Annotated in this window: 21 protein-coding genes and 1 pseudogene; 10 read left to right on the top strand and 12 right to left on the bottom strand. The window is 59.4% G+C overall.

Translation table 11 applies throughout. From position 1 onward, the window contains the following. Positions 1 to 17 precede the first annotated feature (17 nt). Genes DV027_RS06650 through DV027_RS06625 form a run of 6 tightly spaced genes read right to left on the bottom strand, consistent with a single transcriptional unit; the run spans position 18 to position 6948 of the window. A complete protein-coding gene (locus DV027_RS06650) occupies positions 18 to 920 on the bottom strand; it encodes a bifunctional 5,10-methylenetetrahydrofolate dehydrogenase/5,10-methenyltetrahydrofolate cyclohydrolase (RefSeq protein WP_130731097.1) in 903 nt (300 codons plus the stop codon). Then, positions 920 to 1798: a formyltetrahydrofolate deformylase gene (gene purU, locus DV027_RS06645; protein ID WP_130731096.1), complete on the bottom strand. Its 879-nt coding sequence runs from the start codon at positions 1796 to 1798 to the stop codon at positions 920 to 922. The genes DV027_RS06650 and purU overlap by 1 nt, the downstream gene beginning before the upstream one ends. A gap of 1 nt (position 1799) precedes the next feature. Next, entirely contained in the window at positions 1800 to 2381 is a 582-nt protein-coding gene (locus DV027_RS06640; protein WP_130731095.1) for a sarcosine oxidase subunit gamma, read from the bottom strand. Beyond that, positions 2374 to 5421 (bottom strand): sarcosine oxidase subunit alpha family protein, encoded by a 3048-nt coding sequence (locus tag DV027_RS06635; RefSeq protein ID WP_242621763.1) that lies wholly within the window; start codon positions 5419 to 5421, stop codon positions 2374 to 2376. Before DV027_RS06635 ends, DV027_RS06640 begins: the two co-directional genes overlap by 8 nt. Beyond that, positions 5418 to 5681, bottom strand: coding sequence for a sarcosine oxidase subunit delta (locus tag DV027_RS06630; RefSeq protein ID WP_130731094.1), 264 nt, complete (start codon positions 5679 to 5681; stop codon positions 5418 to 5420). Before DV027_RS06630 ends, DV027_RS06635 begins: the two co-directional genes overlap by 4 nt. A 7-nt stretch (positions 5682 to 5688) precedes the next feature. Beyond that, a complete protein-coding gene (locus DV027_RS06625) occupies positions 5689 to 6948 on the bottom strand; it encodes a sarcosine oxidase subunit beta family protein (RefSeq protein ID WP_130731093.1) in 1260 nt (419 codons plus the stop codon). Between the two features lie 82 nt (positions 6949 to 7030). Here DV027_RS06625 and DV027_RS06620 point away from each other — a divergent pair, with 82 nt between their 5' ends. Both DV027_RS06620 and DV027_RS17850 read left to right on the top strand, forming a co-directional pair. After that, positions 7031 to 7999 (top strand): LysR family transcriptional regulator, encoded by a 969-nt coding sequence (locus tag DV027_RS06620; protein WP_130731092.1) that lies wholly within the window; start codon positions 7031 to 7033, stop codon positions 7997 to 7999. 120 nt (positions 8000 to 8119) lie between these two features. Beyond that, positions 8120 to 8295 (top strand): annotated as a pseudogene (locus tag DV027_RS17850) (transposase); the annotation flags it as partial. A gap of 964 nt (positions 8296 to 9259) precedes the next feature. On the opposite strand, the gene lspA reads toward DV027_RS17850, so the two are convergent. Together lspA and DV027_RS06600 are read right to left on the bottom strand one after the other, a co-directional pair. Continuing rightward, on the bottom strand, positions 9260 to 9778 hold the full coding sequence (gene lspA / locus DV027_RS06605; RefSeq protein WP_130731090.1) for a signal peptidase II: 519 nt from the start codon (positions 9776 to 9778) through the stop codon (positions 9260 to 9262). 544 nt (positions 9779 to 10322) lie between these two features. Beyond that, positions 10323 to 10604: a hypothetical protein gene (locus DV027_RS06600; RefSeq protein WP_130731089.1), complete on the bottom strand. Its 282-nt coding sequence runs from the start codon at positions 10602 to 10604 to the stop codon at positions 10323 to 10325. A gap of 275 nt (positions 10605 to 10879) precedes the next feature. On the opposite strand from DV027_RS06600, the gene DV027_RS06595 reads away from it, so the two are divergent. From DV027_RS06595 to DV027_RS06575, 5 genes are read left to right on the top strand one after another with little or no spacing between them, the layout of a single operon-like run. Then, positions 10880 to 11623, top strand: coding sequence for an IclR family transcriptional regulator (locus tag DV027_RS06595; protein WP_165399126.1), 744 nt, complete (start codon positions 10880 to 10882; stop codon positions 11621 to 11623). Next, positions 11620 to 11907 carry a YtcA family lipoprotein gene (locus DV027_RS06590; RefSeq protein WP_051671960.1) on the top strand — a complete coding sequence of 96 codons (288 nt, stop codon included), beginning with the start codon at positions 11620 to 11622 and terminating at the stop codon, positions 11905 to 11907. Before DV027_RS06595 ends, DV027_RS06590 begins: the two co-directional genes overlap by 4 nt. Next, positions 11907 to 12926: an efflux RND transporter periplasmic adaptor subunit gene (locus DV027_RS06585; protein WP_130731087.1), complete on the top strand. Its 1020-nt coding sequence runs from the start codon at positions 11907 to 11909 to the stop codon at positions 12924 to 12926. The genes DV027_RS06590 and DV027_RS06585 overlap by 1 nt, the downstream gene beginning before the upstream one ends. Positions 12927 to 12931: 5 nt before the next feature. Next, positions 12932 to 15157, top strand: coding sequence for an FUSC family protein (locus DV027_RS06580; RefSeq protein WP_130731086.1), 2226 nt, complete (start codon positions 12932 to 12934; stop codon positions 15155 to 15157). Next, complete coding sequence (locus DV027_RS06575; protein ID WP_165399125.1) at positions 15114 to 16694, top strand: TolC family protein; 1581 nt, start codon at positions 15114 to 15116, stop codon at positions 16692 to 16694. The genes DV027_RS06580 and DV027_RS06575 overlap by 44 nt, the downstream gene beginning before the upstream one ends. A gap of 31 nt (positions 16695 to 16725) precedes the next feature. Here the strand turns inward: DV027_RS06575 and DV027_RS06570 are convergent, their stop codons facing one another. After that, positions 16726 to 17742 carry a zinc-dependent alcohol dehydrogenase family protein gene (locus DV027_RS06570; RefSeq protein ID WP_242621762.1) on the bottom strand — a complete coding sequence of 339 codons (1017 nt, stop codon included), beginning with the start codon at positions 17740 to 17742 and terminating at the stop codon, positions 16726 to 16728. Positions 17743 to 17813: 71 nt separating this feature from the next. Between DV027_RS06570 and DV027_RS06565 the strand changes: the two genes are divergently transcribed. Then, positions 17814 to 18164 (top strand): MerR family transcriptional regulator, encoded by a 351-nt coding sequence (locus DV027_RS06565; protein ID WP_130731083.1) that lies wholly within the window; start codon positions 17814 to 17816, stop codon positions 18162 to 18164. A 48-nt stretch (positions 18165 to 18212) separates the two neighbouring features. Here the strand turns inward: DV027_RS06565 and DV027_RS06560 are convergent, their stop codons facing one another. Together DV027_RS06560 and DV027_RS06555 are read right to left on the bottom strand one after the other, a co-directional pair. Further along, complete coding sequence (locus DV027_RS06560) at positions 18213 to 18914, bottom strand: glutathione S-transferase N-terminal domain-containing protein (protein WP_130731082.1); 702 nt, start codon at positions 18912 to 18914, stop codon at positions 18213 to 18215. 15 nt (positions 18915 to 18929) lie between these two features. Beyond that, complete coding sequence (locus DV027_RS06555; RefSeq protein WP_242621761.1) at positions 18930 to 19610, bottom strand: alpha/beta hydrolase; 681 nt, start codon at positions 19608 to 19610, stop codon at positions 18930 to 18932. 114 nt (positions 19611 to 19724) lie between these two features. Here DV027_RS06555 and DV027_RS06550 point away from each other — a divergent pair, with 114 nt between their 5' ends. Beyond that, a complete protein-coding gene (locus tag DV027_RS06550; RefSeq protein ID WP_130731081.1) occupies positions 19725 to 20447 on the top strand; it encodes a DsbA family oxidoreductase in 723 nt (240 codons plus the stop codon). A gap of 27 nt (positions 20448 to 20474) precedes the next feature. Here the strand turns inward: DV027_RS06550 and DV027_RS06545 are convergent, their stop codons facing one another. Then, positions 20475 to 20873, bottom strand: coding sequence for an ArsR/SmtB family transcription factor (locus DV027_RS06545; protein ID WP_242621760.1), 399 nt, complete (start codon positions 20871 to 20873; stop codon positions 20475 to 20477). Between the two features lie 118 nt (positions 20874 to 20991). Here DV027_RS06545 and DV027_RS06540 point away from each other — a divergent pair, with 118 nt between their 5' ends. Further along, positions 20992 to 22512, top strand: coding sequence for an efflux transporter outer membrane subunit (locus DV027_RS06540; protein WP_130731080.1), 1521 nt, complete (start codon positions 20992 to 20994; stop codon positions 22510 to 22512). Positions 22513 to 22538 lie beyond the last annotated feature (26 nt).

The raw sequence follows: 22538 nt of genomic DNA, 5'->3' as shown, positions 1-22538 counted from the left end.
CGTTCACAACATTGCTTTCATATCCGGGGCAAGATGCCTGTTCCCCGGCCCTGCGCAGCACACAGGGTATTCCACAACAGGCAGGCGATTGTCATGGGTCCGACGCCACCGGGCACAGGTGTAATAGCGGCTGCCTTCCGGGCTGCTTCATCAAAGGCCACGTCTCCCACAATACTGGCATGACCCTGTTTTTCCACGCGATTGATGCCCACATCAATCACAATGGCGCCCGGCTTGATCCATTCGCCCCGTACCAGCCCTGCATGTCCTGCCGCAACAATCAGTATGTCCGCCCGCCGTGCCTCGGCCGCTACATCGCGTGATTGCAGGTGCGTCATCACAACAGTGCACCCTTCGTTCAGCAACAGGCGGGCGGTGGGGCGGCCAACAATATTCGAACACCCTATAATAACCGCATGCAGGCCTGCCATATCGGGGATGACGCGCCTTAACAGCAAACGACAGCCCACCGCAGTGCACGGGATCATGCCATCTTCCCGCCCGACCGCGAGTTTGCCGGCGTTTACAATATGGAAACCATCGACATCCTTTGCCGGTGCAATGGCGTCAGTCACCACATCGCGGTTCATATGCGCAGGCAAAGGCAACTGCACAAGAATTCCATGCACGGAAGCATCCGTATTAAGCGATGAAATCAGGGCGAGCAGTTCAGCCTGTGTCGCATGAGCCGGCATCCGGTAGGAAATGGAGTGCATGCCCACCGCCTTGACGGCCCGGATCTTGTTGCGCACATAAATATGGCTGGCAGGGTCTTCCCCCACCAGTACCACGGCAAGGGATGGCGTAATGCCCTGCGCGCACAGGCGCGAGACCTCATGCGCTACATGGCCTTTCAGCAAGGCGGCCTCTGCCCTGCCATCAATTACAGTCGCGTGGCCAACACTGGAATTATTGTGCATCAGGATACGAATACAATTGTTTTATTGCCATTCATTACGGTGCGGTGCTCGATATGATACCGCACCGCCCGGGCCAGGACACGGCGCTCAATGTCCCGCCCCTTGCGGATCAGGTCATCGGGGGTGTCGCTATGTGAAATCCGCTCGACATCCTGCTCAATGATCGGCCCTTCATCAAGGTCGCTGGTTACATAATGGGCCGTGGCTCCGATCAGCTTAACACCACGGTCAAAAGCCTGGTGGTACGGACGCGCGCCCTTAAAACCTGGCAGGAAGGAATGATGGATATTGATGCAGTTACCTGAAAGATAGGCTGCCATCTCGTTCGACAGGATCTGCATGTAACGCGCGAGCACCACAAGCTGCGTGCCGGTTGCAACGATGATGTCACGGATCTGCTGTTCCTGCTCGGCCTTTGTCTTTTTGGTTACAGGCAGATAGTGAAACGGAATTCCATGGAAATCTATATTTTCATAGGTTTCCGCCGGATGGTTGGAAATGATGCCGACCGGCTCGATCGGCAGTTCCCCGATACGCCAGCGATAAAGAAGATCAACCAGGCAGTGGTCAAAACGCGATACCAGGAACAGGACCTTCTGCCGCCTGCGCAGATCCACGAGTGACCAGTGCAAGCCGAATGTTTCGGTCAGCGCCTCCAGTGTGGCCCTGATCCGGTTCCGTATAGTCGGGTCATCGGCAATGTCGAATACGATACGCATGAAGAACTGCGTACTCGTGGCTTCGTCAAACTGCTGTGCCTCGGTAATATTGGCGCCCAGTTCAAACAGGCGGGTGCTGACTGCGGCGACGATGCCCGGGCGGTTATGGCAACTGAAGGTTACGGCAAAAAGGGCGTGTGTTGCAGAAGGAAAAATCATGTCAGTTTTGTTCCGATTCCGGAATACCGCCCCGCATGGCGGCAAGAATGTCATGATGCAGGCTGCGGGCCAGACTGCGAAAGACGATGAAGTCATAGGCGGGTTGCCGGTCACGCTGCATGAGAATGACCGGGATATGACCCGCCTGTGTCAGTGCGACGCTGGAAAGCCCGAAACAGCGCGGATGCAGGTCTATCGGGACCAGTTTGGCCGCGATGGCGTGCGCATACGGGCCGCAAAGCGTGAGCGTTACGCGCCCGTCGGTCTGGTCGGTCAGGGCGGCGTGCGCCCCGCAGGCCACCTGCAGTTTTTCCATCAGCCCTGAGCCTTGGGGGGCACAGGCCAGCCACTGGTTCGGGCCGATCCATAAAATGGACAGTCCTTGCTGCCGGGTGGCCGTGCCAGGGGCTGGCGGCAGGCTGGCGCCCAGGGCGTGCAGGACCGCTTCGCGCAGGGCTGGCAGGGAATTGCTGAAGCTGCTGATGCTGACCATTTCCTCCAACGGTGCGGGGGCCAGTGACAGGGCCCCGACCCGACAGGGTTCGGCCGCGATGGGGGCGCAGGGCGAAAGGATATCAGGCATGCAGGCGGCTCCCTTCGGGGTCAACAAAGACGGGCGGCACCACCTGCGCCTCGATCACGGTGCCCGCCAGCGGGTTGTGAACGGCTATGACCTCCCCATGCCGTTGCGGGCCATGCGACAGGAAACCAAGCGCGATCCAGGATTCAACCGTAGGCGACCATGCGGATGAGGAAATCCACCCCTGATCGGATGCGGCATCTGCCGGTGCGCCACGTGGCAGCAGGTGGGCACCGGCCACAAGGGCATCGCTGGCATGGAGCGGCTTCAGCCCTATCAGCGTGGGGCGGGCGGCATCGCACAACGCGGTACGCTGCGCCATGGCCCGCCCGATGAAGTCCTTCTTGCGCGACAGCATCCGCCCCATTCCCAGGTCATGCGCGGTGGTCTGGCCATTCAGTTCCGGGCCTGCCGGATGCCCTTTCTCGATGCGCATCACACCCAGGGCCTCCGTGCCATAAGGGGTTATGCCGTAAGGTGCCCCCACCCGCATGAGCAGGCGCGCCAGCGCGTCGCCATAGCGTGCAGGCACCGCAATTTCATACGCCAGCTCCCCCGAGAAGGAGAGACGGAACAGCCGCCCCCCCACACCATCGCGCAACCGGACGTTTGCGGCCCCCATGTAACCAAAGGCTTCGTTGGACAGGTCAAAGGATTCATCAATGATTTCACGCAGCACATCACGCGAGCGTGGCCCGGCCACGGCAATCTGGGCCCAGGCATCGGTTACGGAGATGAACCGGACATCAAGCCCGGGCCACAGGCACTGGTGGCAGAATTCCAGATGCCGCATGACCGCGCCCGCATTCGCCGTGGTCGTGGTCATGACATAATGGTTCTCGGCCAGACGTGCGGTGGTGCCATCATCAAAGGCAAAGCCGTCCTCACGGAGCATGAGGCCGTATCGCGCCCGCCCCACCGGCAGCTTACGCCATGCATTGACATAAACACGCTCAAGCAGCGTTGCCGCATCAGCGCCCTGGATATCAATCTTGCCCAGGGTCGTAACATCACAGAACCCTACGCTCGAGCGTACAGACCGGACCTCACGGTTGACGGTCTCCTGCCACGATGTTTCATCCGGCCGGGGGTACCACTGCGCGCGCTGCCATATTCCGTTGGATGTCAGGACACAGCCTGCCTCCACCGCCCAGTCATGCGTGGGCGGCAGGCGGTGTGGCTTGAAATGACGCCCACGATGCGTGCCCGCCAGGGCGCCGATCGCGCATGGCTGCACGGGCGGGCGCACGATGGTCGTGCCGGTCTGCGCAATACTCCGCCCCCGCTCCCACGCCATCATGGCCAGGGCATTCACATTGGCCGTCTTGCCCTGGTCGGTTGCCATGCCCAGCGTCGTGTAGCGCTTGAGGTGCTCGACCGCCCAGAACCCTTCACGCGCCGCAAGGCTGACATCCTTGGCCGTTACATCATTCTGGAAATCAATGAACGCCTTGCCAGCCTGCCCTGCCCTGCCCAGCGCATGCCACAATGGCGCGATGGCATAGCCTTCCTTTTCTGCTGCACGGGGCAGCACCATGGCGCAACCAGTGGCCGGGTCAGAGCCCGCGCCCTGCGCCGCTGCGCGCCCAAGCGCATCACCCTGCGCCAGTGCGGCATCCGTGGTCAGGGCGCCCGCCGCGAAACCGGCCAGATGCAGCCCCGGCGCCGGGCTGGAGACGACAAAGGCATTAAGCGCGTCATCATACACCGGATGCGTGCGGTGGTGGGTGGCAAGGGCAATATCGGGGTTCCACCCCCCTGATACCGCCAGCAGGTCGCAGGCAAGGCGGCGGGTCTTCCCTGCGCTGTCGCGCACCTGCACGGCCTTCAGCCCGGTATGCCCGGTCGTGCCTGCAATGGCCCCGCCTGCAAACAGCGCCGCCCCGACCTGCCTGGCCATTGCCTGCGCCGCAGTGGATGACGGCTGTCGGGAATCAACGATTGCGGCAACACGCACACCCGCGTCATGCAGGTCCGCAGCCGCCCGCAGGCCATCATCATTATTGGTATAGATGACGGCCTGGCGCCCCGGCACGACCCCGAAGCGATTGACATAGCTGCGTACGGCCCCTGCCAGCATGATGCCTGGCCGGTCGTTGTCGGGAAAGACGATAGGCCGTTCGATGCCGCCTGTGGCAAGGATGCATTGCCCGGCCACAATGCGCCACAGCCGCTGGCGAGGCTGGCCGGCCTGCGGCACCGCCACATGGTCGGCCACGCGCTCAAGCGCACCAAAGCATCCGCCGTCATAGCGCCCGAAAACACATGTGCGGGTCATGATCCGGACTTCAGGCAGCGCGCGAAGGTATTTTTCAGTATCCTGCGCCCATGCCCAGCCGGGCCGGTCATCGAGCATCACCCGCTCGGCACGCAGCCTGCCACCGGTCAGGCTGTCCTGTTCGCACAGGATCACCCGCGCGCCTGCCCCGGCCGCCGCGCGGGCTGCGGCCAGCCCGGCAGGGCCACTCCCCACGACAAGGACATCGCAGAATGCGGTGGCTTTTTCATAATGGTCCGGATCGGCCTCATCCGCCGCACGTCCCAGCCCGGCGGCCCGCCGGATGATGGGCTCGTATACTTTCTCCCAAAAGGAGGCAGGCCACATGAATGTCTTGTAATAGAACCCCGCGCTGAATACCGGCGCCAGCAGGCTGTTGGCGCCAAGCATATCGTGTTTCAGGGTAGGCCAGCGATTCTGGCTTGTGGCAGCCAGCCCATCAAAGACTTCCGTAACCGTAGCGCGTGAATTGGGTTCCCGCTGTGCGCCCTCGCGCAGCTCCACCAGGGCGTTGGGTTCTTCCGGCCCGGCGGACAGGATGCCGCGTGGCCGGTGGTACTTGAAAGAACGCCCGACCAGACGCACCCCGTTGGCCAGCAGCGCGGATGCCAGTGTATCGCCCGGATGCGCTTCCAACACGCGGCCATCAAATGTGAAGCGGATGGTTTTGTCGCCACGGATGCCATTTCCCCGCGCCCAGCGCATGGGTTGAGTTTTTCCCCTGCGCCCGGTTTCGGGCGGCAGCGATGCGGAAAGATCATTCATGCCTCTGAGACCTCGGAAGCTGTCTGGACGCTGAAGATTTCGTGGGTACGCGTATCGCGCCTGACAACCAGCCAACTGTGGCAGCCTGCGGCATGATACCAATATTCCGCGTGTGGTCCGGCGGGGTTGTCACGCAGGTACACGTAATCCACCCATGCAGCCTCGGGTGCATCCAAATCCGGTCGGCGCACGGTCGCATCCCCACGATAGGTAAATTCTTCCACGCCGCGTGTGCAGCAGTAAGGACAGTGAATACGCATGAGTACCTCAATGCAGATTGGGTTGTGCGCCCATGCCTTTTTCATCAATCACGGCGCCCCGCGCAAAGCGGTCGAGACGGTACGCAGTGGCAACCGGATGGGGTTCGTCGCGTGCAAGAAGATGCGCAAAACACAGCCCCGAGGCTGGCGTTGCCTTGAAGCCCCCGTAACACCAGCCGGCGTTCAGATAGAGTTGGTCAACCGGGGTGCGATCAATGATCGGGCTGCCATCCATGGACATGTCCATAAGCCCGCCCCACTGCCGCAGCAGGCGGATACGGCCGATGCGCGGCATAAGCGCCATCCCGCCCTCGCATACATCCTCGACCACGGGCATGTTGCCGCGCTGTGCGTACGAGTTGTAGCCGTCTATATCTCCACCAAAGACCAGCCCACCCTTGTCGGACTGGCTAATATAGAAATGCCCGGCCCCGAAGGTGACAACGCAGTCAATAAAGGGCTTCAGTCCCTCGGTAACAAAAGCTTGCAATACATGGCTCTCGATAGGCAGGCGCAATCCGGCCAGCGCCGCAACGCGCGATGAATTGCCCGCACAGGCAAGCCCCACCTTTTTTGCACCGATAAAGCCACGTGTTGTCTCGACACCCTCCACCCTGCCGTCCGTGATACGCATGCCGGTTACTTCGCAGTTTTCAATAATATCCACGCCCAGCCTGTCTGCTGCGCGTGCGTAACCCCACGCCACGGCGTCATGGCGTACGGTGCCGCCACGCTGTTGCAGCAATCCGCCCTGAATGGGGAAGCGCGCGTTATCAAAATCGAGGAATGGCAGCTTTCTGCGCACGGCTGATGCATCCAGCAATTGTGCATCCACGCCGTGCAGGCGCATGGCGTTTCCACGCCGTGTATAGGCATTGCGCTGCCCGTCATTATGGAACAGGTTCAGCACGCCACGCTGGCTCACCATGGCGTTGTAGTTGATATCCTGCTCCAGCCCCTCCCATAGTTTCATGGAGCATTCATAGAAAGGCACGTTGCCGGCGAGCAGATAATTGGACCGTACTATGGTTGTATTACGCCCGATATTGCCATTACCCAGCCATGACTTTTCTACTACGGCAACCCGCCTGATCCCGTAGCGCCTCGCCAGATAATACGCCGTTGCAAGCCCATGGCCGCCGCCACCTACGATAACGACATCGTAACTGTCCTGCGGGGTGGCCTTACGCCATGCGGGTTTCCATCCAGTCTGGCCACGCAACGCTTCGCGCAAGACAGATAAAAAAGAATAACGATCGCTGGACATACGGTCTCCGTTTCTCGTTAATGGAAGCAACGTAGCGCTGTCGTTACGACGCGGTATTATAATTTTTCCTTATGGTGTGCTCATGGCTCCTTCCAGCTTTCCATTTGACATGTCCGCGCTCAACGTATTCCTGGCGGTGTGTGAAAATGGCAGCATGGCTTCTGCCGCACGAAGCCTTGGCATAACCCAGCCCGCCGTGTCGCAAACGATTGCCGACCTTGAGGCCAGAACGGCCACCATGCTGTTTGACCGGCGCGTCCGTCCGCTGGCACTGACCGCCACCGGCACCGTGTTGCGTCAATATGCGTCAAACCTCGTTTCGGACATGCACCATATCGCAATGCGCCTGCGCGAGATGCAGACCGGGCGCGTCTCGCAACTCAGGATTGGCGTGGTTGATTCCCTGTCGCGTGCGGTGCTGGTAAACACATCGCATTTCATGCAGACACGGACGGAACACCTGGCTGTCTTTGCTGGCCTGACCGAATCCCATGCCGAGGCGTTGCTGACGCGACAGATTGATTTCATTGTCGGCGTCGATGATCTTGAAGACGTGGCCGGTCTGGAACGATGGCCCCTTTTCGAGGAGCCCTACCTCCTTGTGTGTGGTGAGGATATTCCCCCTCCTTCAACGCGGGAGGAATTGAAAGCCATGTGTTCACAGTATCCATTTATCCGCTTTACGTTACGTTCACGCTCGGGCACGGAGGTCGAGCGTTACCTGCGCCGCCTGCAGATTGATGCGCCGCTGGGGCAGGAATACGACCTTCCCATCGGCCTGCTTGCCGGATGCCAGAACGGCGGCATTGCCATTTCCACACCGCTCTGCATGCAGGAAGCGGGTTACGTGCCGGGGCAGGGCCTATGTGTGCATCCCCTGCCCGCGGGGGGAATCAAGCGACGCCTGACACTGGTGGCGCGCCGGCGGGAATTTGGTCGCCTGCCCCTCGATTTTGCCCAGATGCTGCGTGTATCCTTGCAGGATTATACTCATAGGGTCCTGCATCACCGCTTTGCCGCATTTTCACAATCCATGATCGTACTGTCCTAGGGGCTGATCGACATTCAGGATTTTTTTGTGAAACGGATGTTTTACTGAGCACCGTGTCAGAGCACAGAGTGTGGGATAGGAATCAGGCGGTACGAGTTGAGTGAAGCACAATAGCAACGGATTGCGCCTCTGCTTTTTGGCAAAGTTGGGAATGCAGGCCGCAGTGGGACGGATAACCGCCTGTTCGTGAACGGCTGCCTCTGGATTCTACGCTCTGGCGCGCATTGGCAGGACCTGCCTGAGAGCGGTATGGCAAATGGAAGACGGCGCATTGTCGCTTCAGCAGATGGGCGCAGAAGCTGTCATACCTTGCAATTGCACCCGCAAGATTATCATCCCGTACGATACCAAGGCTTACAGGCGTGCAATCGCATCGAGCGCTGCTTCAACTGCCTCATGCACTGAGGATACTACGCTACTCGATGTGACCGGACGTACCATCCATTTCCGTGGCTTTGTTCACTTCGCCTCAGCCATGATCTGGATGGCCTTAAAGGGTGTTTTATGCACCTTGAGCGCGTATAGCGGCATTTCCAAGTATAAAACATGCGCACGCGATGATCTCCCGGACTTACCGTCCTGCTTGCATTTCCTATGCATGCTGCGGTGTGTTCTGGAACGCAAAAAGCCACCCTTTTGGGGTGGCTTTTTGTTTGTCTTATCAGACGGAGATATCTGGTTGCGGGGGCAGGATTGGCTCTCAAATTGCTGCAATCGCAAGCTGAGAGCAAAGCGGGCTTAATATCCTGTTTCGATGCTCTTTTTTCTGCCTGTGCCTGAGCCCTTACTGAAATCAATGAGCCCCTCCCCTCGTAAAATTGAGGATTTATTTATTCGAAGCTGAGTCCGCGTGCGCCTCATGTCAGTCATTAGAATGGACCTCGCGCCTTCTTGAAACCGGACGTAGCTACGTCACCTTACTCTTCTGTTGAACCGGGTCTCCTTCTGGAACGGAGCAAAAACTATGTTTACGTCAATAGTCTCCTATCGCTCTCTCCAAGCTTAGCGATTGTAGAGTGTCTGCTTCGGGTCATGTACCCATGACGCGCAGGCTGTTCCAATTGAGAAAGATAATCTTGCCTGACACATGACTATCATCCACTCGGGGCTTCTCATGTATCTTCCGAAACAGGGCCATATACGCACTATTTGATTGTCTTCGGCCATTACAGATTGCTCACTTTAGGTCTCATCATGAAGCCTGAAGCAGATTTATGCCGTTGACTCAACGAGTCCTGAGTATAAAAATTGATCGTACCATCATACCTTGTTACTATTTTTACTGGATACAAGCTTCTCTGGTTCCTGCTGACATACTGTGAATATCAAAAGAGTTGCAGTACCTATTACAATCGCAGTGTCTCCTATATTAAAAATATAAGGAAACAGATCTATTTGACCCAAATGTAGATGAAGAAAGTCGACCACTTTCCCGTAGCGTAGTCGATCAATGATATTTCCCAATGCACCACCAAGAATTGCAGCACCTGCGATAGTAGGGCAAGTCGCGCTGACACGTAACAACCAGCACATTAGAATAGCACATATCCCAATTGTTACGGGCAGTATCACTATCCAAGACCAGGCATTGTGAAGGAGTCCGAAAGTGACACCGGGATTCCACGTAAAGACTGCATTCAGCAAGAAAGGAATCAATGTGACCGTACCTCGATCCTGCACGATCGATGATCCTATTACGACGGCTTTTGTAATCTGATCAGTCAGCAAGACGAGACCGGCAATCGACAACACAAAAACAATACGCTTCCATTGGCTCATGACTGTTTCCGTATCATCATTATCATTAGGAATGCTAAATTCATTTTTTTACGTTATCCATGTGTTATCGATTGTCGTCATATGTTCATTTAGATATCATCGATATTTGACTCTAGGACGTTACCCAAATCCTGTTTTTTAGCGGATTATTTTAGCACAACCAACATTATCTGGACAGATGCCTCCTCCCGTTTATAATTAATAGCTGGCATTAGACCGACGTGGCCGCCGCCATAAATGAGACCGATCTCCTGACGGACAAGCATCTAACCAGACTGCTTCGCTGCGCTCGGGAGAGATATGGTGACACTAGATATTGTGTTCTTGCGCGAACAAAATAGCGGCTGATGACTTCCAGATCGCTATCACCCGCAGTTCTCGTAGCCTGCTTTTTGGGGTGCCTACCGGACTGCCTGCTAGCTGAATCATGTCAGTCGTTTCGAACGCCGGAGCGAAGACGTAATCGTCGCAGGCACGGTCATGTCATTCTCGATTCTGAAGAGAATAACCCAGCTTTTGTCTATCCTGCTTGACATCGGCCGGATCAGGACACGACGAAACTGATGGTATCGAGCGTAAAGCTGCCATCTGCTTCAATCTCCAAACAGGTGCGCACCTCGTTAGGTGCCTCCTGTTGTACAGAACGGATCGCCTGGATGCGTTCGGGAGGCATCCGCGTCCGCTCGACCCAGGCGGAAAATTCCATGTGCAATCGACGGGGTGTCATGGCCTGCACGGCAAAGCCCGCACGGCTATCGTAACCCGCCGTCGGGATGATCGGTTTCCGCATCCAATCTGCACGAGGATAAATAGTTAGATCATGCACGCACATTCCTGTGAGCGGTCCGTGTTACCCGGAGACGGGCCGCACAGGCCCTCAAGGAATCCGATGCTTATCACGACCTTCGTAAACCCGAATTATTTTCGGTTCTCATATGAGAACAAGGTAAATATTGACCGAGTATATAACCAATAATAGTATGGATAATATAATTTATGTTCTCATATGAGAACTAACATTGATCGTCGCCAATGGTTGCCCTTCACCTGCGACAAGAACGCACCCCAAGTCGGGACGCGGAGACACCGGGATATTTATCAGTGCGAACAGACGTCAAATCGGCGCTCAGGGCCATCAGCCTGCTAGAACTCCTGTCCAGGCCTGGAGCGGAACTGACACACACGCAGATCGTGGAGTGTCTCGATGTTCCGAAAAGCAGCCTGACGCCGTTGCTCCAGACCCTTGTCGACCAGGGATACGTCTCTCGGGACGGGATCACACATACCTATAGTCTGGGAGAGGCGATCGACCATCTCATGACCCCCGCCCGACACCTGACTTTCCTGCGCGAGCGTCTGGCCCCTGTTGTCATCCAGTTGGCGGAAGATACGGACGAGACAGCGCTGTTCGGTATCCGGCAGGGCCTTGAGGTCCGCGTCATCAACATGGCTCAGGGCAACACGCGTACGCCCTATCAGATCCATGAGGGAGAGCACCTTCCCCTGAAGGCCAGTTCCGCCGGCAAGACAATCTGGGCACATGAGACGCGTACGGTCCGGGTCGCACTGTTCCAGGCGATCGAAGCTGATGAAGAAAACAGTCCCAGCCGTGCGGCCTTCGACCGCGACATGAAGGACGTGGCGCAACGCGGCGTCGCCATTATGCGTGACAAGCTGGCGGTGGGCGTGACCAGCGTTTCCACGCCGCTTTTCACTTCCGATGGACGCCTGCTCGGCGCATTGAGCGTGGGTCTGCTCAGTGCGCGTTATACTGAGGCGATGCACGAGAAGATCGTGTCCGCCCTGCAGCGCGCGGTGACGGCAGCGCAGGAACGCCTCGCATGAGCGCGCCATCCCTGTTTCGGCTCGGTCGGGTGATTGGTGGCGCGGGCCTGTGCGTCATTCCCTTTCTGACGGCTTGTACAGCCGCCCCCGCTCAGAACATCGCCGGCTCATTCTTCCCGTCATGGCTGCTTTGCGCTGCTGGTGGCGCACTCGGAGCCGTCGCCACGCGCGCGGCCCTCGGCGCGACAGGGATTGGGACAGGCGTGCCTTTCCCGTTGCTTACCTATCCTGCCATAGCGGGCAGTATCACCTTGGCGCTCTGGCTCGTGCTCTTCGGTCACTGATGATGAACGGACGGAAAACCGCTGGTATTGCGGTCAGCGTAGCCGCATTCCTGTCATTGGGCGGCCTGTCCCTGCTGGCGGCAGAACGCCTGCACCACCGGCCCCGTACCGATGATGCTTACCTGTGGGCCGATGTCATACACATGGCGCCAGACGTCAGCGGTCGGGTTACGAAACTGGCGGTACGCGATAACCAGCGCGTCCATCGCGACGAGGTGCTCTACGTCATTGATCAGGAGCCATATCAGTACGCCCGTGACCAGGCGCTCGCACAGTTGCATAACCTTCAGGCCCAGCTTGCGATCGAGACTACACAGGTGGAATCCCAGGTTTCACATGCCGATGCAAGCCGGAGCGGTGTTCCGGGCGCGCAGGCGCGTCTGGATCTCGCGCAACGCACGCTGGCGCGTCTGGCGCCACTGGAACGCAACGGCTTCGTGACGGTCGAGCAACTCGATCAGGCGCGTACCGAGGTCGCGACCGCAAAGGCCGCCCTTGACGAAGCACAGCAGGCCGCAATGGGCGCGCGGCAGGCCGTGCGCAGCATCGCGCCTCTTGAAGCGGCTGTGGCCGGTGCGCGATCGGCCCTGTCCCTGGCCGAGCGCAATCTCCGGGTCACGGTAGTACGGGCGCCCTGCGACGGGATCGTGACGGCGCTCGATGTCTCGGCCGGCGAATATGCCGTCGCAGGCCATCCCCTTTTCACCATCGTCAATACGGAAGAATGGTGGGCTGTCGGGAATTTCCGTGAAACCCAGCTCGCCGGAACGCAGACGGGACAGAATGCCGAGGTCTATCTGGTCGGCATGACCGGCCGCCATGTCCACGGGATCGTTGACAGCCTCAACGCTGGCGTTCTGCCCGATGAAGGCACAACCGCCGACGGCCTGCCTCGCGTTCCGCGAAGCCTGAACTGGGTCCGGATTGCCCAGCGTTTCCCGGTGCGTGTCAAACTGATCGACCCACCGCCTGATCTTGTCCGTATCGGCGAGACCGTCAGCGTTGTCATCGACCGATAGACACCATGAGTACAGCCGACATCCGGCGGCACTTAGTGCCACCAGCATTTGATCAGGGTGATCCTCCATCAGGACTCCGCGCGCTCTGGCATGAAATGAAATCCGTGCCCGGACGCGGAAAAAACACGGCCCGACTTGTGTTCATTACCCTGCTCTGCACCGTTATCGGGGAAGTTTTTCGTGTCCCGTTCATCGCGGTCTTTCCGTGGATCGCCTTCCTTCTGGCAGGCAACGATCAGGGAACAACGCTGGCCGTAGCGCCCATGGGCACCGTCATGCTGGTCATCGGTATTGGCGTTACCATCCTGATCTTCATGGTGAGCCTGTCCCAGCCAGCCGTCCGATTGCCCCTGATGGTGCTCATGGCATTCGCCGCGGGCTTCCTGGGACAGGCCACTACCTTGGGTCCCTTCCTGAACATCCTGTGCTTCTGGGTCTTTTTCAATGTGACACTCGGGGATTCGGCTGTCGGGCTGGCGCTCACAACGCCCGTTTTCATCGGTGACACGACCGATTCCCTGGTTCCTGATCTGCTGCTCATGCCACCGGAAGAGGCCCTGGTGCGGATCACGCTCTGGGTCGGTCTGCTCTTCGTCATCGCGGTCACGATCCTGGTTCTGGGGGACCGCCTTATGGGACGAGATCCGGCGCAGGCCGTCAGGGAGGGTCTTTCGTCACGTCTGCTCGCCTGTTCAGCCTTCTGCGCTGGCAAGCCCGATGCCTATCGGGCACTCTTCATGCAGGCGCAGGCAGGGACTGGCGGTCTGGCCCGGCTGCATGCCCTGTCCGTGAAGGTTCACGGTGCAGCACCCTATCATGCCGCAGGACGCGCCCTGATCCGCGATGTCAGCCAGTTGGGCCTGCTCCTGCTGGCTTGGCGCCGCATCATGCCCCGGACGCCCGAAACCGAACCATACCTCGCCAGAATGGCCGCGTTCTGCGAGGCCGCTGCGGCGGCGATCCGTGAAAATCGGCCGGTAAACGGTCTGACAGATACCATGCCAGACGCTCAGCCTGACGCTCCCGGTGTCGAACCGCTAACCCGTGAGCTACACCGCGTCCTGACATTGATTGCGGTGGTTCTGGCGCGCCCTGACCAGCCAGATCCAGCCATTCTTCCCGAAATCATCAGCAGGCCCCGCAGCCTGTTCAAGGCGGATGCCTTTACCAATCCCGCCTATGTCCGGTACGCGCTCCGCCTGACTCTGGCCGTCTGCATCTGCTACGCGGTGGAACGCCTGACTGACTGGGAAGGCATCCATACCGCCATCCTCACCTGCTTTGTCGTGTCGCTGGAGACCCTGGGCGACACGCTGCACAAGATGGTGCTGCGGATATGCGGATGCCTGCTCGGCGCTGCCGCAGGGATCGGGTCGATCCTGCTGCTCATGCCTTATCTGACCGATATTGGTGACCTGCTTCTTCTCCTGCTGCCCGTCGTGACGCTGGGGGCATGGATCAAGTCGGGCAGCCTGCGCATCTCCTATGCCGGAACACAGCTCGTTCTCGCGTTCTTCATGTGCGTTCTGCAAAACTACGGCCCGACCCTGAACATGGAGGCGGGACGGAACCGCGTCGTCGGCATGCTGCTGGCCAACGTCGTCCTGTTCATGTGCAACGCCCTGATCTGGCCCCGCAGTGTCGGCAGCATCGCGCGGCGCCAGATGACAGTTGCGGCTGACCGCCTGGCTGACCTCGCCGTTCATGAAAGCCCCGCAGGTTCTCTCGTCGACCACACCCGTGAACGCCTGCTGGGCGCATTTTCAGCAGCCTCCGGAGCGGCCCGTGGCGCGCTGGTCAATGATATTCTTGAACCGGGCAAGGCACAGCATCATGCCGGACAGCCACTCGACAGCGATCTCGTCACCCGGTTGCAGTTCCTCTCTGTCCCCATCCTGATGACCGCGTCCCTTCCATTCGGCACCCGCACGGACGACAGGGTACGGACGGTTTTCCATCATTATCAGACAGACGTCGCCAACTGGCTCAGACAGTTCGGCCACTGGATCGCAACCGGAGAGGACAGGCTCGGCTTATGGGCAACCCTCCCCATGATCCCATCTGTGATGACGGATGGCATGTCTTCTGAAGATAAGCACCTGTGCACCAGCCTGGCCGTCTGGTCGCGTGTCTTCAGCAGGGAGGCAAGGGATCTGCTGCGCTCTGTGCTTCCCCTGGCGCCGGAAGATGCTGTTCCTCCCTATCCCGAAGAAAGCCACGCCCATGCGTAACAGGCTTCAGCCGTTCCTGTGCCTTCTCGGCATCATGGCGACCGCGCCTATTCTGACCGGCTGCAACGATACGCTGGATCTGGCGCCGGATGCGCCCGATCACGCCTGGCATCCGGATGTCAGCACGCAACAGGCATCCGGCCATCATGGTCTCGTCATACCAAAGGATGTAGCAGATCACGATTATTCGCTGCCAGCCGATCCTGACCTGCCTGTCCGGCAGACTGATATCCTGCCTGACAAAGGCCACCCTTATTCACTGCCCGAGTTGATCGATCTGGCGGAACGTAACAACAAGCAGACCCGTATCGCCTGGGAGCAGGCCCGGCAGGCCGCAATCGGCGTCGGACTTTCGCAGGCGTCCTACCTGCCACAGATCTCGGCCAGCATCCTGGGTGGTTACAACCGCCTTGCGCTTCCGTTGCCGTCATATCTGTCGCAACGCGGATACATGACGTCTGATTCCGAAGCGATCTATCCCAAGCTGACGTTGAGCTACCTCCTGTTCGATTTCGGAGCGCGCGACGCCGGCGTGCGCGAAGCCCGCAATGAATCCTATGCCAGCAACGTCATGTTCAATGCCGCCCATCAGCGCCTTCTGCTCGGTGTCGCGCGCGCCTATTATGCACTTGACGCCGCGACGGCCAATCTCGCTTCCGCCCGCCAGGCCCTGGACAATGCGAACCTGCTGCTGAGGGCCGCGCAGGCCCGACGGAATAACGGGGAAAGCACTATTGTCGATCTGGAAGTCGCCCGCCGCAATGCAGCACAGGCCGATTACCAGCTGCAGCAGGCCGTCGCCATGGAACATTCGGCGCATTATGAGCTGCTCGACGCGATGGGACTGCCGGCGACCACGGCGCTTACAGTCAGTGGCAGTGCCGAAAAGACACTTCCACAGGCCATACCTGGTCATATCCACCAGCTCATGGAGGAGGCGCTGAGGCAGCGTCCGGATATTCAGGCTGGTCTTGCCCGCCTGCGCGCCGCAAACGCCGCCGTGGACGTGGCCCACGCCTCGCTGATGCCCAGGATCTCCATAGGCGCGAATGTCGAAGGCTATATCGGGCAGATGCGGACGCGTGGGACCGATCTCCTCGGTACACCGACGCCTTCTCCCAACGCGGGAATCGTGCAACCGGAAGGCGGAGCTTTCATGCAGTTCGACTGGCCGATTTTCATGGGCGGCCAACGTACAAATGAAATCCGCCTTTCCGAATCCCGGGCGGCACAGGCGAAAGATACTCTGGAGCAACAGACTGATACTGCGACGCGCGAAGTTGCCACGACGGAAGACGCGCTTCAGACAAGCCTGTCACAGGTGAGCGCTGCCATGGCCCTGCGGGCGGCCGCTGACCGCGCTTTTCGGGCTGCAGCACAGGCTTATGCCCATGGCGTTGGTACCCTGACCGATGCATCGAGTACGGCCAGCGCGCTACGACAGGCTCAGGCAGCCTATGCGCAGAGTCATGCCCAGGCCCTGACCAATGCCGTGGCCCTTGCGTTCGTGACTGGATCACTCACGGGCACGCCCTGAACTTCCGAATAGAGTAACCGAGAAAGGCATTTTATGAAGAGACGTTGACCACGATCTTTCCAAAGTGCTTCGCGCTCTGAAGATAGTCATAGGCCTCATATGCCTGTTCGAAAGGAAAGACCCTGTCGATGACAGGATGGATCTCCTGCTGTGTCAGAAATGCATTCATTTCCCGAAAATGATCACCAGAGCCAACAGTAATTCCATCAATACTGGCATTGGTGCTACGGATGCGATCAATATCCGGGCGCGGCCCGAAGCCGGTCAGCACGCCGATCTGGGCAATGTGGCCACCAGCCCCGATCGAGTTGATGGATCGGGGGTAGGTCTCCGGTCCGCCCAGTTCCAGGACATGGCTGACACCATCTCCATGGGTAAGCGTGTTGACAGCTTCATCCCAGTGCGGCGTCCTGACATAATTGATCAGCTCGGATGCACCCAGTTTCCGGGCACGTGAAAGCTTTTCGTCGGAAGACGAGATGATGATGACCTGCGCTTCCCTGGCTACGGCAAACTGAAGCGCAAACAGCGCCACGCCACCCGTTCCCTGAACAAGAACGGTATCGCCTTTGCGCAGATGTCCCCTGACCATGAGCGCCTGCCATGCCGTCACTGCAGCACACGGTAGAGTCGCGGCCTCCTCAAACGAGAGATGCACAGGCTTTGCGATGAGCGACCCGGCCGGGACGCTGACATAGTCCTGCAAAACTCCTTCCGTGTTGGGACCACCAAAGGCCGAACGCATGTAGTCATTTCGAAAGATACCGCCGATCCAGTCCCGAAAGAACGGAATGCATACAGGATCGCCTTCCTTCCAGTCGGCTACGCCCTTCCCTACTGCTGCAACAAGACCTGCAGCATCAGAAAGTGGCACGCGGCCAGCGCCTGCCGTCATGGCCGGATCCCCCAGAAGAAGCAGATCCCGATAATTCAGACTGGCAGCCTGTATTTTCACCAGAACCTCGCCCGGAACAGGCGAAGGATCCGGCGCTTCATCCAGAACGGGACGGACGCCATTTTCGGTATGTTTCAGTCGGTAAAGTCGCATGTGCATATTCTCCGTGCGGTGACGCGACAGGCACGCTAAGGTCTGACAGCGCTGTCAGGGTCAAGGAGAAAATGATGAAGATCGGCGAGCTGGCCCGTCGCACGGGTGTGAGTATCCGCATGCTGCGCTATTACGAGCAGGAAGACCTGCTCGCGCCCGGTCGACAGGAATCCGGCTATCGGGACTATTCGGAAAGCGATGAGATCGTAGTCCGGCGCATCCAGATGCTCACCGAAGCGGGCCTGAAACTGGACGCGATCCGGGAGTTACTGCCCTGTATCCTGACCGATGATCCAAGCTTCCAGCCCTGTGATAACCTGCGCGCCATTCTGCAACGTGAACGACGGAAGATGGACGCACAGATCGACCGCCTTCAGGCCAGCAGGGATATGCTGGGGCGCTACATCGATCAGACCGGTTGACCTGCTACGCCAAGGTCAGGACGGGTTCCAACTGCTGATTGTCCTGTCTTACCGGACGACGGATCGGGCTGTCTGACCAAAGAGGATTTTCTTCCCCTCTTCCGTCACGCTGGGCGCCGCCGACAGGTCTTTCCCCTTCTCGTAGGCCCGTATCGTTGCCGGGCGCGCGGCAATGTTTTCAAACCAGCGCTTCAGGTTCGGAAACTCATCAAGGTTCTGCTGCTGGCGCTGCCACGGCACGACCCATGGATAGCTGGCCATATCCGCAATGCTGTAATCGGCACCGCCGAGGAATGGCACTCGCGCCAGACGCCGGTCCATCACGCCATACAGACGGTTGGTCTCATTGACATAGCGTGTGACGGCATAGGGAATTTTCTCCGGCGCATACTGTCCGAAATGATGGTTCTGCCCCGCCATCGGTCCCAGACCGCCGACCTGCCAGAACAGCCATTCGGTGACTGCCGTGCGGCCCCGGATATCCTCAGGCAGAAACCGCCCCGTTTTTTCTGCGAGGTAGAGGAGGATTGCCCCTGATTCAAAAATACTGATGGCCTCACCGCCGTCTTTTGGGTTCCGGTCAATGATCGCGGGCATGCGGTTATTGGGAGAAATGGCCAGAAATTCCGGCCGGAACTGATCCCCCGCACTGATATCGACAGGATGAATGGTGTAATCCAGCCCCGCTTCTTCCAGAAACAGCGTGATCTTGTGACCGTTCGGGGTCGGCCAGTAGAAAAGATCGATCATGGAACGCGTCCTTTCTCAGAGGGTCGTCGGCTTCAACACGTCAGACAGCCAGATGTTCAGATCCCGGATTTCGGCCTCAATGATTGTATGATCCATGGGATAGGTCCGCCAGGTTATGTCATATCCCCAGCCAGCCAGATGACGGCGCGCTGCGTCAGCAAGAGCCAGCGGAACAATGCCGTCCTGCGTTCCATGTCCCATGAAGATCGGTGTGGCGCGGCTTGCGGCAGTACGTTCCCGGCCGGTTGCGGGTGCCAGAGGCAGATATCCTGACAGATCGGCGATCCCGGCCAAAGGGCGCGAATAGCGCAGGCCGGTCATCAGCGACATTGCACCGCCCTGCGAAAACCCGCCGATCACAATGCGCTCCGGCGCCATTCCCCGCTCGATTTCCCGATCGATCAGCTGCGTGAAATACGCCGCTGCTTCCTTCAGTCCGGCCTCATCCTCCCGCGCCACGAAATTCTGGTCCAGCAGATCATACCAGGCCGGCATCCGCTCGCCCCCACAGACGGAAACCGACCTGACCGGTGCATTGGGCAGGACAAAACGCACGGCGCCAACTGCGCTCAGATCCAGCGCCTGCGCCACGGGCCGGAACGTCTCGCCGCTGGCTCCAAGTCCGTGAATGAGAATGATGGTAGCCACCGGATCGGGGCCGGTCGCAAATTCCAGCGGGACGCGGGGTGTCATCATGATGGCTGCTTCTCCTATATCGCCCGTACCCGGTCACAGCGACGTGACCGCAGGCTTGATAGAGACCATGATACGAATACATACGTATTTATCGCAAGCGTCATGGAGCCTGTCATGAAACTCGAAATCTGGTCTGACTATGCCTGCCCCTACTGTTATATCGGCAAGCGGTTTCTCGAAGCCGCCCTGTCTGAATTCGAACATGCCCGCGAAATCGAGATTGTCTTCCGGGCCTTCGAACTCGATCCGACGTCGGGTCCGGCGGTGACCACCACAACACTCGACCGCATCATGCGAAAATACGGCAAAAGCCGGAGCGACGCCCAAGCCATGATCGACCACATCACGTCCATGGGCGAGCGATGCGGCCTCGACATGCGCTATGCCTCGGTCCGCTACACCAATACTTTCGACGCGCATCGGCTAACCAAATTTGCCGAGCAGCACGGTCGCGGCCCGGACATGACGGAACGGCTGTTCCGGGCCTATTTCACCGACAACGCCCCTCTCGCCGACCATGACGTACTTGCCGGCCTTGCGCAGGATGTCGGTCTTGATGACGACGCCGTGCGCGCCACGCTGACGAGCACCGACTTCGCCAAAGATGTCAGGTGTGATGAAACCCGTGCGTCACAGGCCGGCATTCATGGCGTGCCCTTCTTTGCCTTCGACGGTGCCTACGCTCTTTCAGGCGCTCAGCCGAAAGCACAATTGTTGGCCGCCCTGCGCCAGTCATGGAACAATGCGCGCAAAACCGCGTCCGAGAGCCCTATCAGCGGCATGACCTGCGACAGCACAGGATGCGTCATCCCGCCATCCGGCTCTGGCACTCCCTGAGCAAAAGTCGTCCCGCCGGTATGCCCATCAGACAGGTGCGCCTTGGCGGGAACGATCGTATTCGGCGATCGTCTCCTGCGTGAGCGGGTCGCTGACAAGCGGGCCGAGGATGGAATCCAGCAGACCGGGAAAGCGACTGTCCAGATCCTCGCGCCGCAACTCAAGACGGTATTCCCGACCGATATGACGCTGCCAGACCACACCGCTGTCACGCAGGGCGCGCCAGTGATGCGTCATGGTGGATTTCGGAATCTGCGGGAGCACATCACAGCAGGGATGTTCGCCCCCCACGGCAATCGTCCGCACCGCAGCAAGACGGATGGGATTACCCAATGCCGTCAGCACGGCGTCGAGCCGGATATCCTCGCGTTTCGGATGACGTGCGATCATGCGTGGATTGGTACGCGTATCATGGGAACCGGTCAAGAAAACCCTGCTTCAGAGCCTCCGTCGCAAACTGGTTTCTCGATAAAGCTGGTCTTTTATTCGTATGTACGTCTATGTTCGTATCTTAGAGACTCGTTCATGACGCCCGGAGGCCGCCTTGCCATCCAATTTCCCGCTCCATACCCAGAGGCCAAAGCGGGGCGCCGCCGCACCACGCCCGGCCTGGCTAGCTCTTGTTGCCCTGCTGCCGGGCCTCACAGGCTGCACAGTCGGCCCGACCTACAAGGCACCCCAGCCACCGAATGCCGCAACATTCGGCGAAACATGGTCGGAAACAGCGACCATAGCTTCGTCCAACTCCCCGTATCAGGCCATCGGGAAGTCAGGCTCCGACTGGTGGTATCTTTTTCGCTCACCCCGGCTGGACGCCCTCGTCACAGAGTCACTCCGGAACAACTGGTCGATCCAGGCAGCCCAGGCCAACCTGCGCAAGGCGGCCGAGGGACTCCATGCCGCCCAAGGCAGCCTGATGCCCCAGATCGACGCCACCGGCGCCGAGGGGCGACAGGAATATGGGGCCTCCCTGTTCGGCCCTTGGGCATGGACCTTCCCCGCTTTCTCCGCCTACTCGGCAGGTCTCGACCTTTCGTATGATCCCGATATTTTTGGAGGCAACCATCGTCTGATCGAGATGGCTGGCGCGCAGAAGGATGCCGAACGGGAACGCCGGGACGTCACAATGCTGCTGGTGGTCGGCGACACGGTCCTGACCGCCTTCGAAGCGGCCTCGACAGCAGACCAGATCGCCGTGATCCGGGGTGTGATCGACACCGACCGGGAAACGCTCCGGCTGGCAACGCTCGCCTGGCAAGCGGGCAGGAGACCCCGACTGGATGTCGTGACGGCCGAAGCGCAGTTGGCGCACGACCAGTCTCTCCTGCCGTCGCTGATCAATGCCCATGAAGCCGCGCGAACGACACTGGCCGTCCTGACCGGACATTCGCCCGCCAACTGGACCGCACCGATCCTGACGCTCGCCGATTTCAGCCTTCCGCCAGACATCCCTGTGGTCGTGCCCTCCAACCTTGTCCATGCCCGTCCGGATATCATCGGCGCCGAAGCCATGATGCGCGCGACGAATGCCGAAATCGGTGCCCGGACGGCTGACCTGTATCCCCGCCTGACCCTCAGTGCGGCCGCCGCTGCCGAAGGTCTGATGGGTGGCCCCGCCGGTGCGGCGTGGCGCCTGATCGGCGGCGCTGCTCTGCCGCTGTTCCACGGCGGCACCCTGAAGGCCCGGAAAAAACAGGCGGAAGAGGACTATCGGATCGCTTTCGATCACTACCAGTCAGTGGTCATCAACGGCTTTCGGGAGGTCGCCGATAGTCTGAACGGCCTGAAGAACGCGTCGACGGAACTGGACAACCAGCGGCAGGCCCTGACCTCGGCCGATGATGCGCTGACCCTGAGTCAGGCCGGGTATCAGGCGGGTCGGGAAAACATCCTCCAGCCGATCAACGCCCGCCGGCTCGTTCTGCTCGCACGCCAGAACACGGTGCGGGCACAGACCGAGATGTTCCGTCAGACGGTGCGGATCATGGTGGCGACGGGCGGTGGCCTGGCCGACGCCCATGTCACATCCGATCAGTGGCGATCCGTCCGGCTCGCGGCGCGATGACCGGCATCTGATGCGCGTTCGGCCTC

It is taken from the genome of Komagataeibacter xylinus (assembly GCF_004302915.1).
Classification (GTDB): domain Bacteria; phylum Pseudomonadota; class Alphaproteobacteria; order Acetobacterales; family Acetobacteraceae; genus Komagataeibacter; species Komagataeibacter xylinus_C.
Note: the sequence above shows the minus strand (reverse complement) of the source record. Positions and strands in the feature narration are given on the sequence as shown.

Coding starts and splice junctions, on each gene's coding strand:
- DV027_RS06550 (WP_130731081.1), top strand. CDS start 19,725: ATGAAACTCGAAATCTGGTCTGACTATGCCTGCCCCTACTGTTATATC.
- purU (WP_130731096.1), bottom strand. CDS start 1,798: ATGATTTTTCCTTCTGCAACACACGCCCTTTTTGCCGTAACCTTCAGT.
- DV027_RS06640 (WP_130731095.1), bottom strand. CDS start 2,381: ATGCCTGATATCCTTTCGCCCTGCGCCCCCATCGCGGCCGAACCCTGT.
- DV027_RS06590 (WP_051671960.1), top strand. CDS start 11,620: ATGAGCGCGCCATCCCTGTTTCGGCTCGGTCGGGTGATTGGTGGCGCG.
- DV027_RS06570 (WP_242621762.1), bottom strand. CDS start 17,742: ATGCGACTTTACCGACTGAAACATACCGAAAATGGCGTCCGTCCCGTT.
- DV027_RS06555 (WP_242621761.1), bottom strand. CDS start 19,610: ATGATGACACCCCGCGTCCCGCTGGAATTTGCGACCGGCCCCGATCCG.
- DV027_RS06630 (WP_130731094.1), bottom strand. CDS start 5,681: ATGCGTATTCACTGTCCTTACTGCTGCACACGCGGCGTGGAAGAATTT.
- DV027_RS06560 (WP_130731082.1), bottom strand. CDS start 18,914: ATGATCGATCTTTTCTACTGGCCGACCCCGAACGGTCACAAGATCACG.
- DV027_RS06635 (WP_242621763.1), bottom strand. CDS start 5,421: ATGAATGATCTTTCCGCATCGCTGCCGCCCGAAACCGGGCGCAGGGGA.
- DV027_RS06585 (WP_130731087.1), top strand. CDS start 11,907: ATGATGAACGGACGGAAAACCGCTGGTATTGCGGTCAGCGTAGCCGCA.
- lspA (WP_130731090.1), bottom strand. CDS start 9,778: ATGAGCCAATGGAAGCGTATTGTTTTTGTGTTGTCGATTGCCGGTCTC.
- DV027_RS06620 (WP_130731092.1), top strand. CDS start 7,031: ATGGCTCCTTCCAGCTTTCCATTTGACATGTCCGCGCTCAACGTATTC.
- DV027_RS06650 (WP_130731097.1), bottom strand. CDS start 920: ATGCACAATAATTCCAGTGTTGGCCACGCGACTGTAATTGATGGCAGG.
- DV027_RS06580 (WP_130731086.1), top strand. CDS start 12,932: ATGAGTACAGCCGACATCCGGCGGCACTTAGTGCCACCAGCATTTGAT.
- DV027_RS06575 (WP_165399125.1), top strand. CDS start 15,114: ATGCTGTTCCTCCCTATCCCGAAGAAAGCCACGCCCATGCGTAACAGG.
- DV027_RS06565 (WP_130731083.1), top strand. CDS start 17,814: ATGATGAAGATCGGCGAGCTGGCCCGTCGCACGGGTGTGAGTATCCGC.
- DV027_RS06625 (WP_130731093.1), bottom strand. CDS start 6,948: ATGTCCAGCGATCGTTATTCTTTTTTATCTGTCTTGCGCGAAGCGTTG.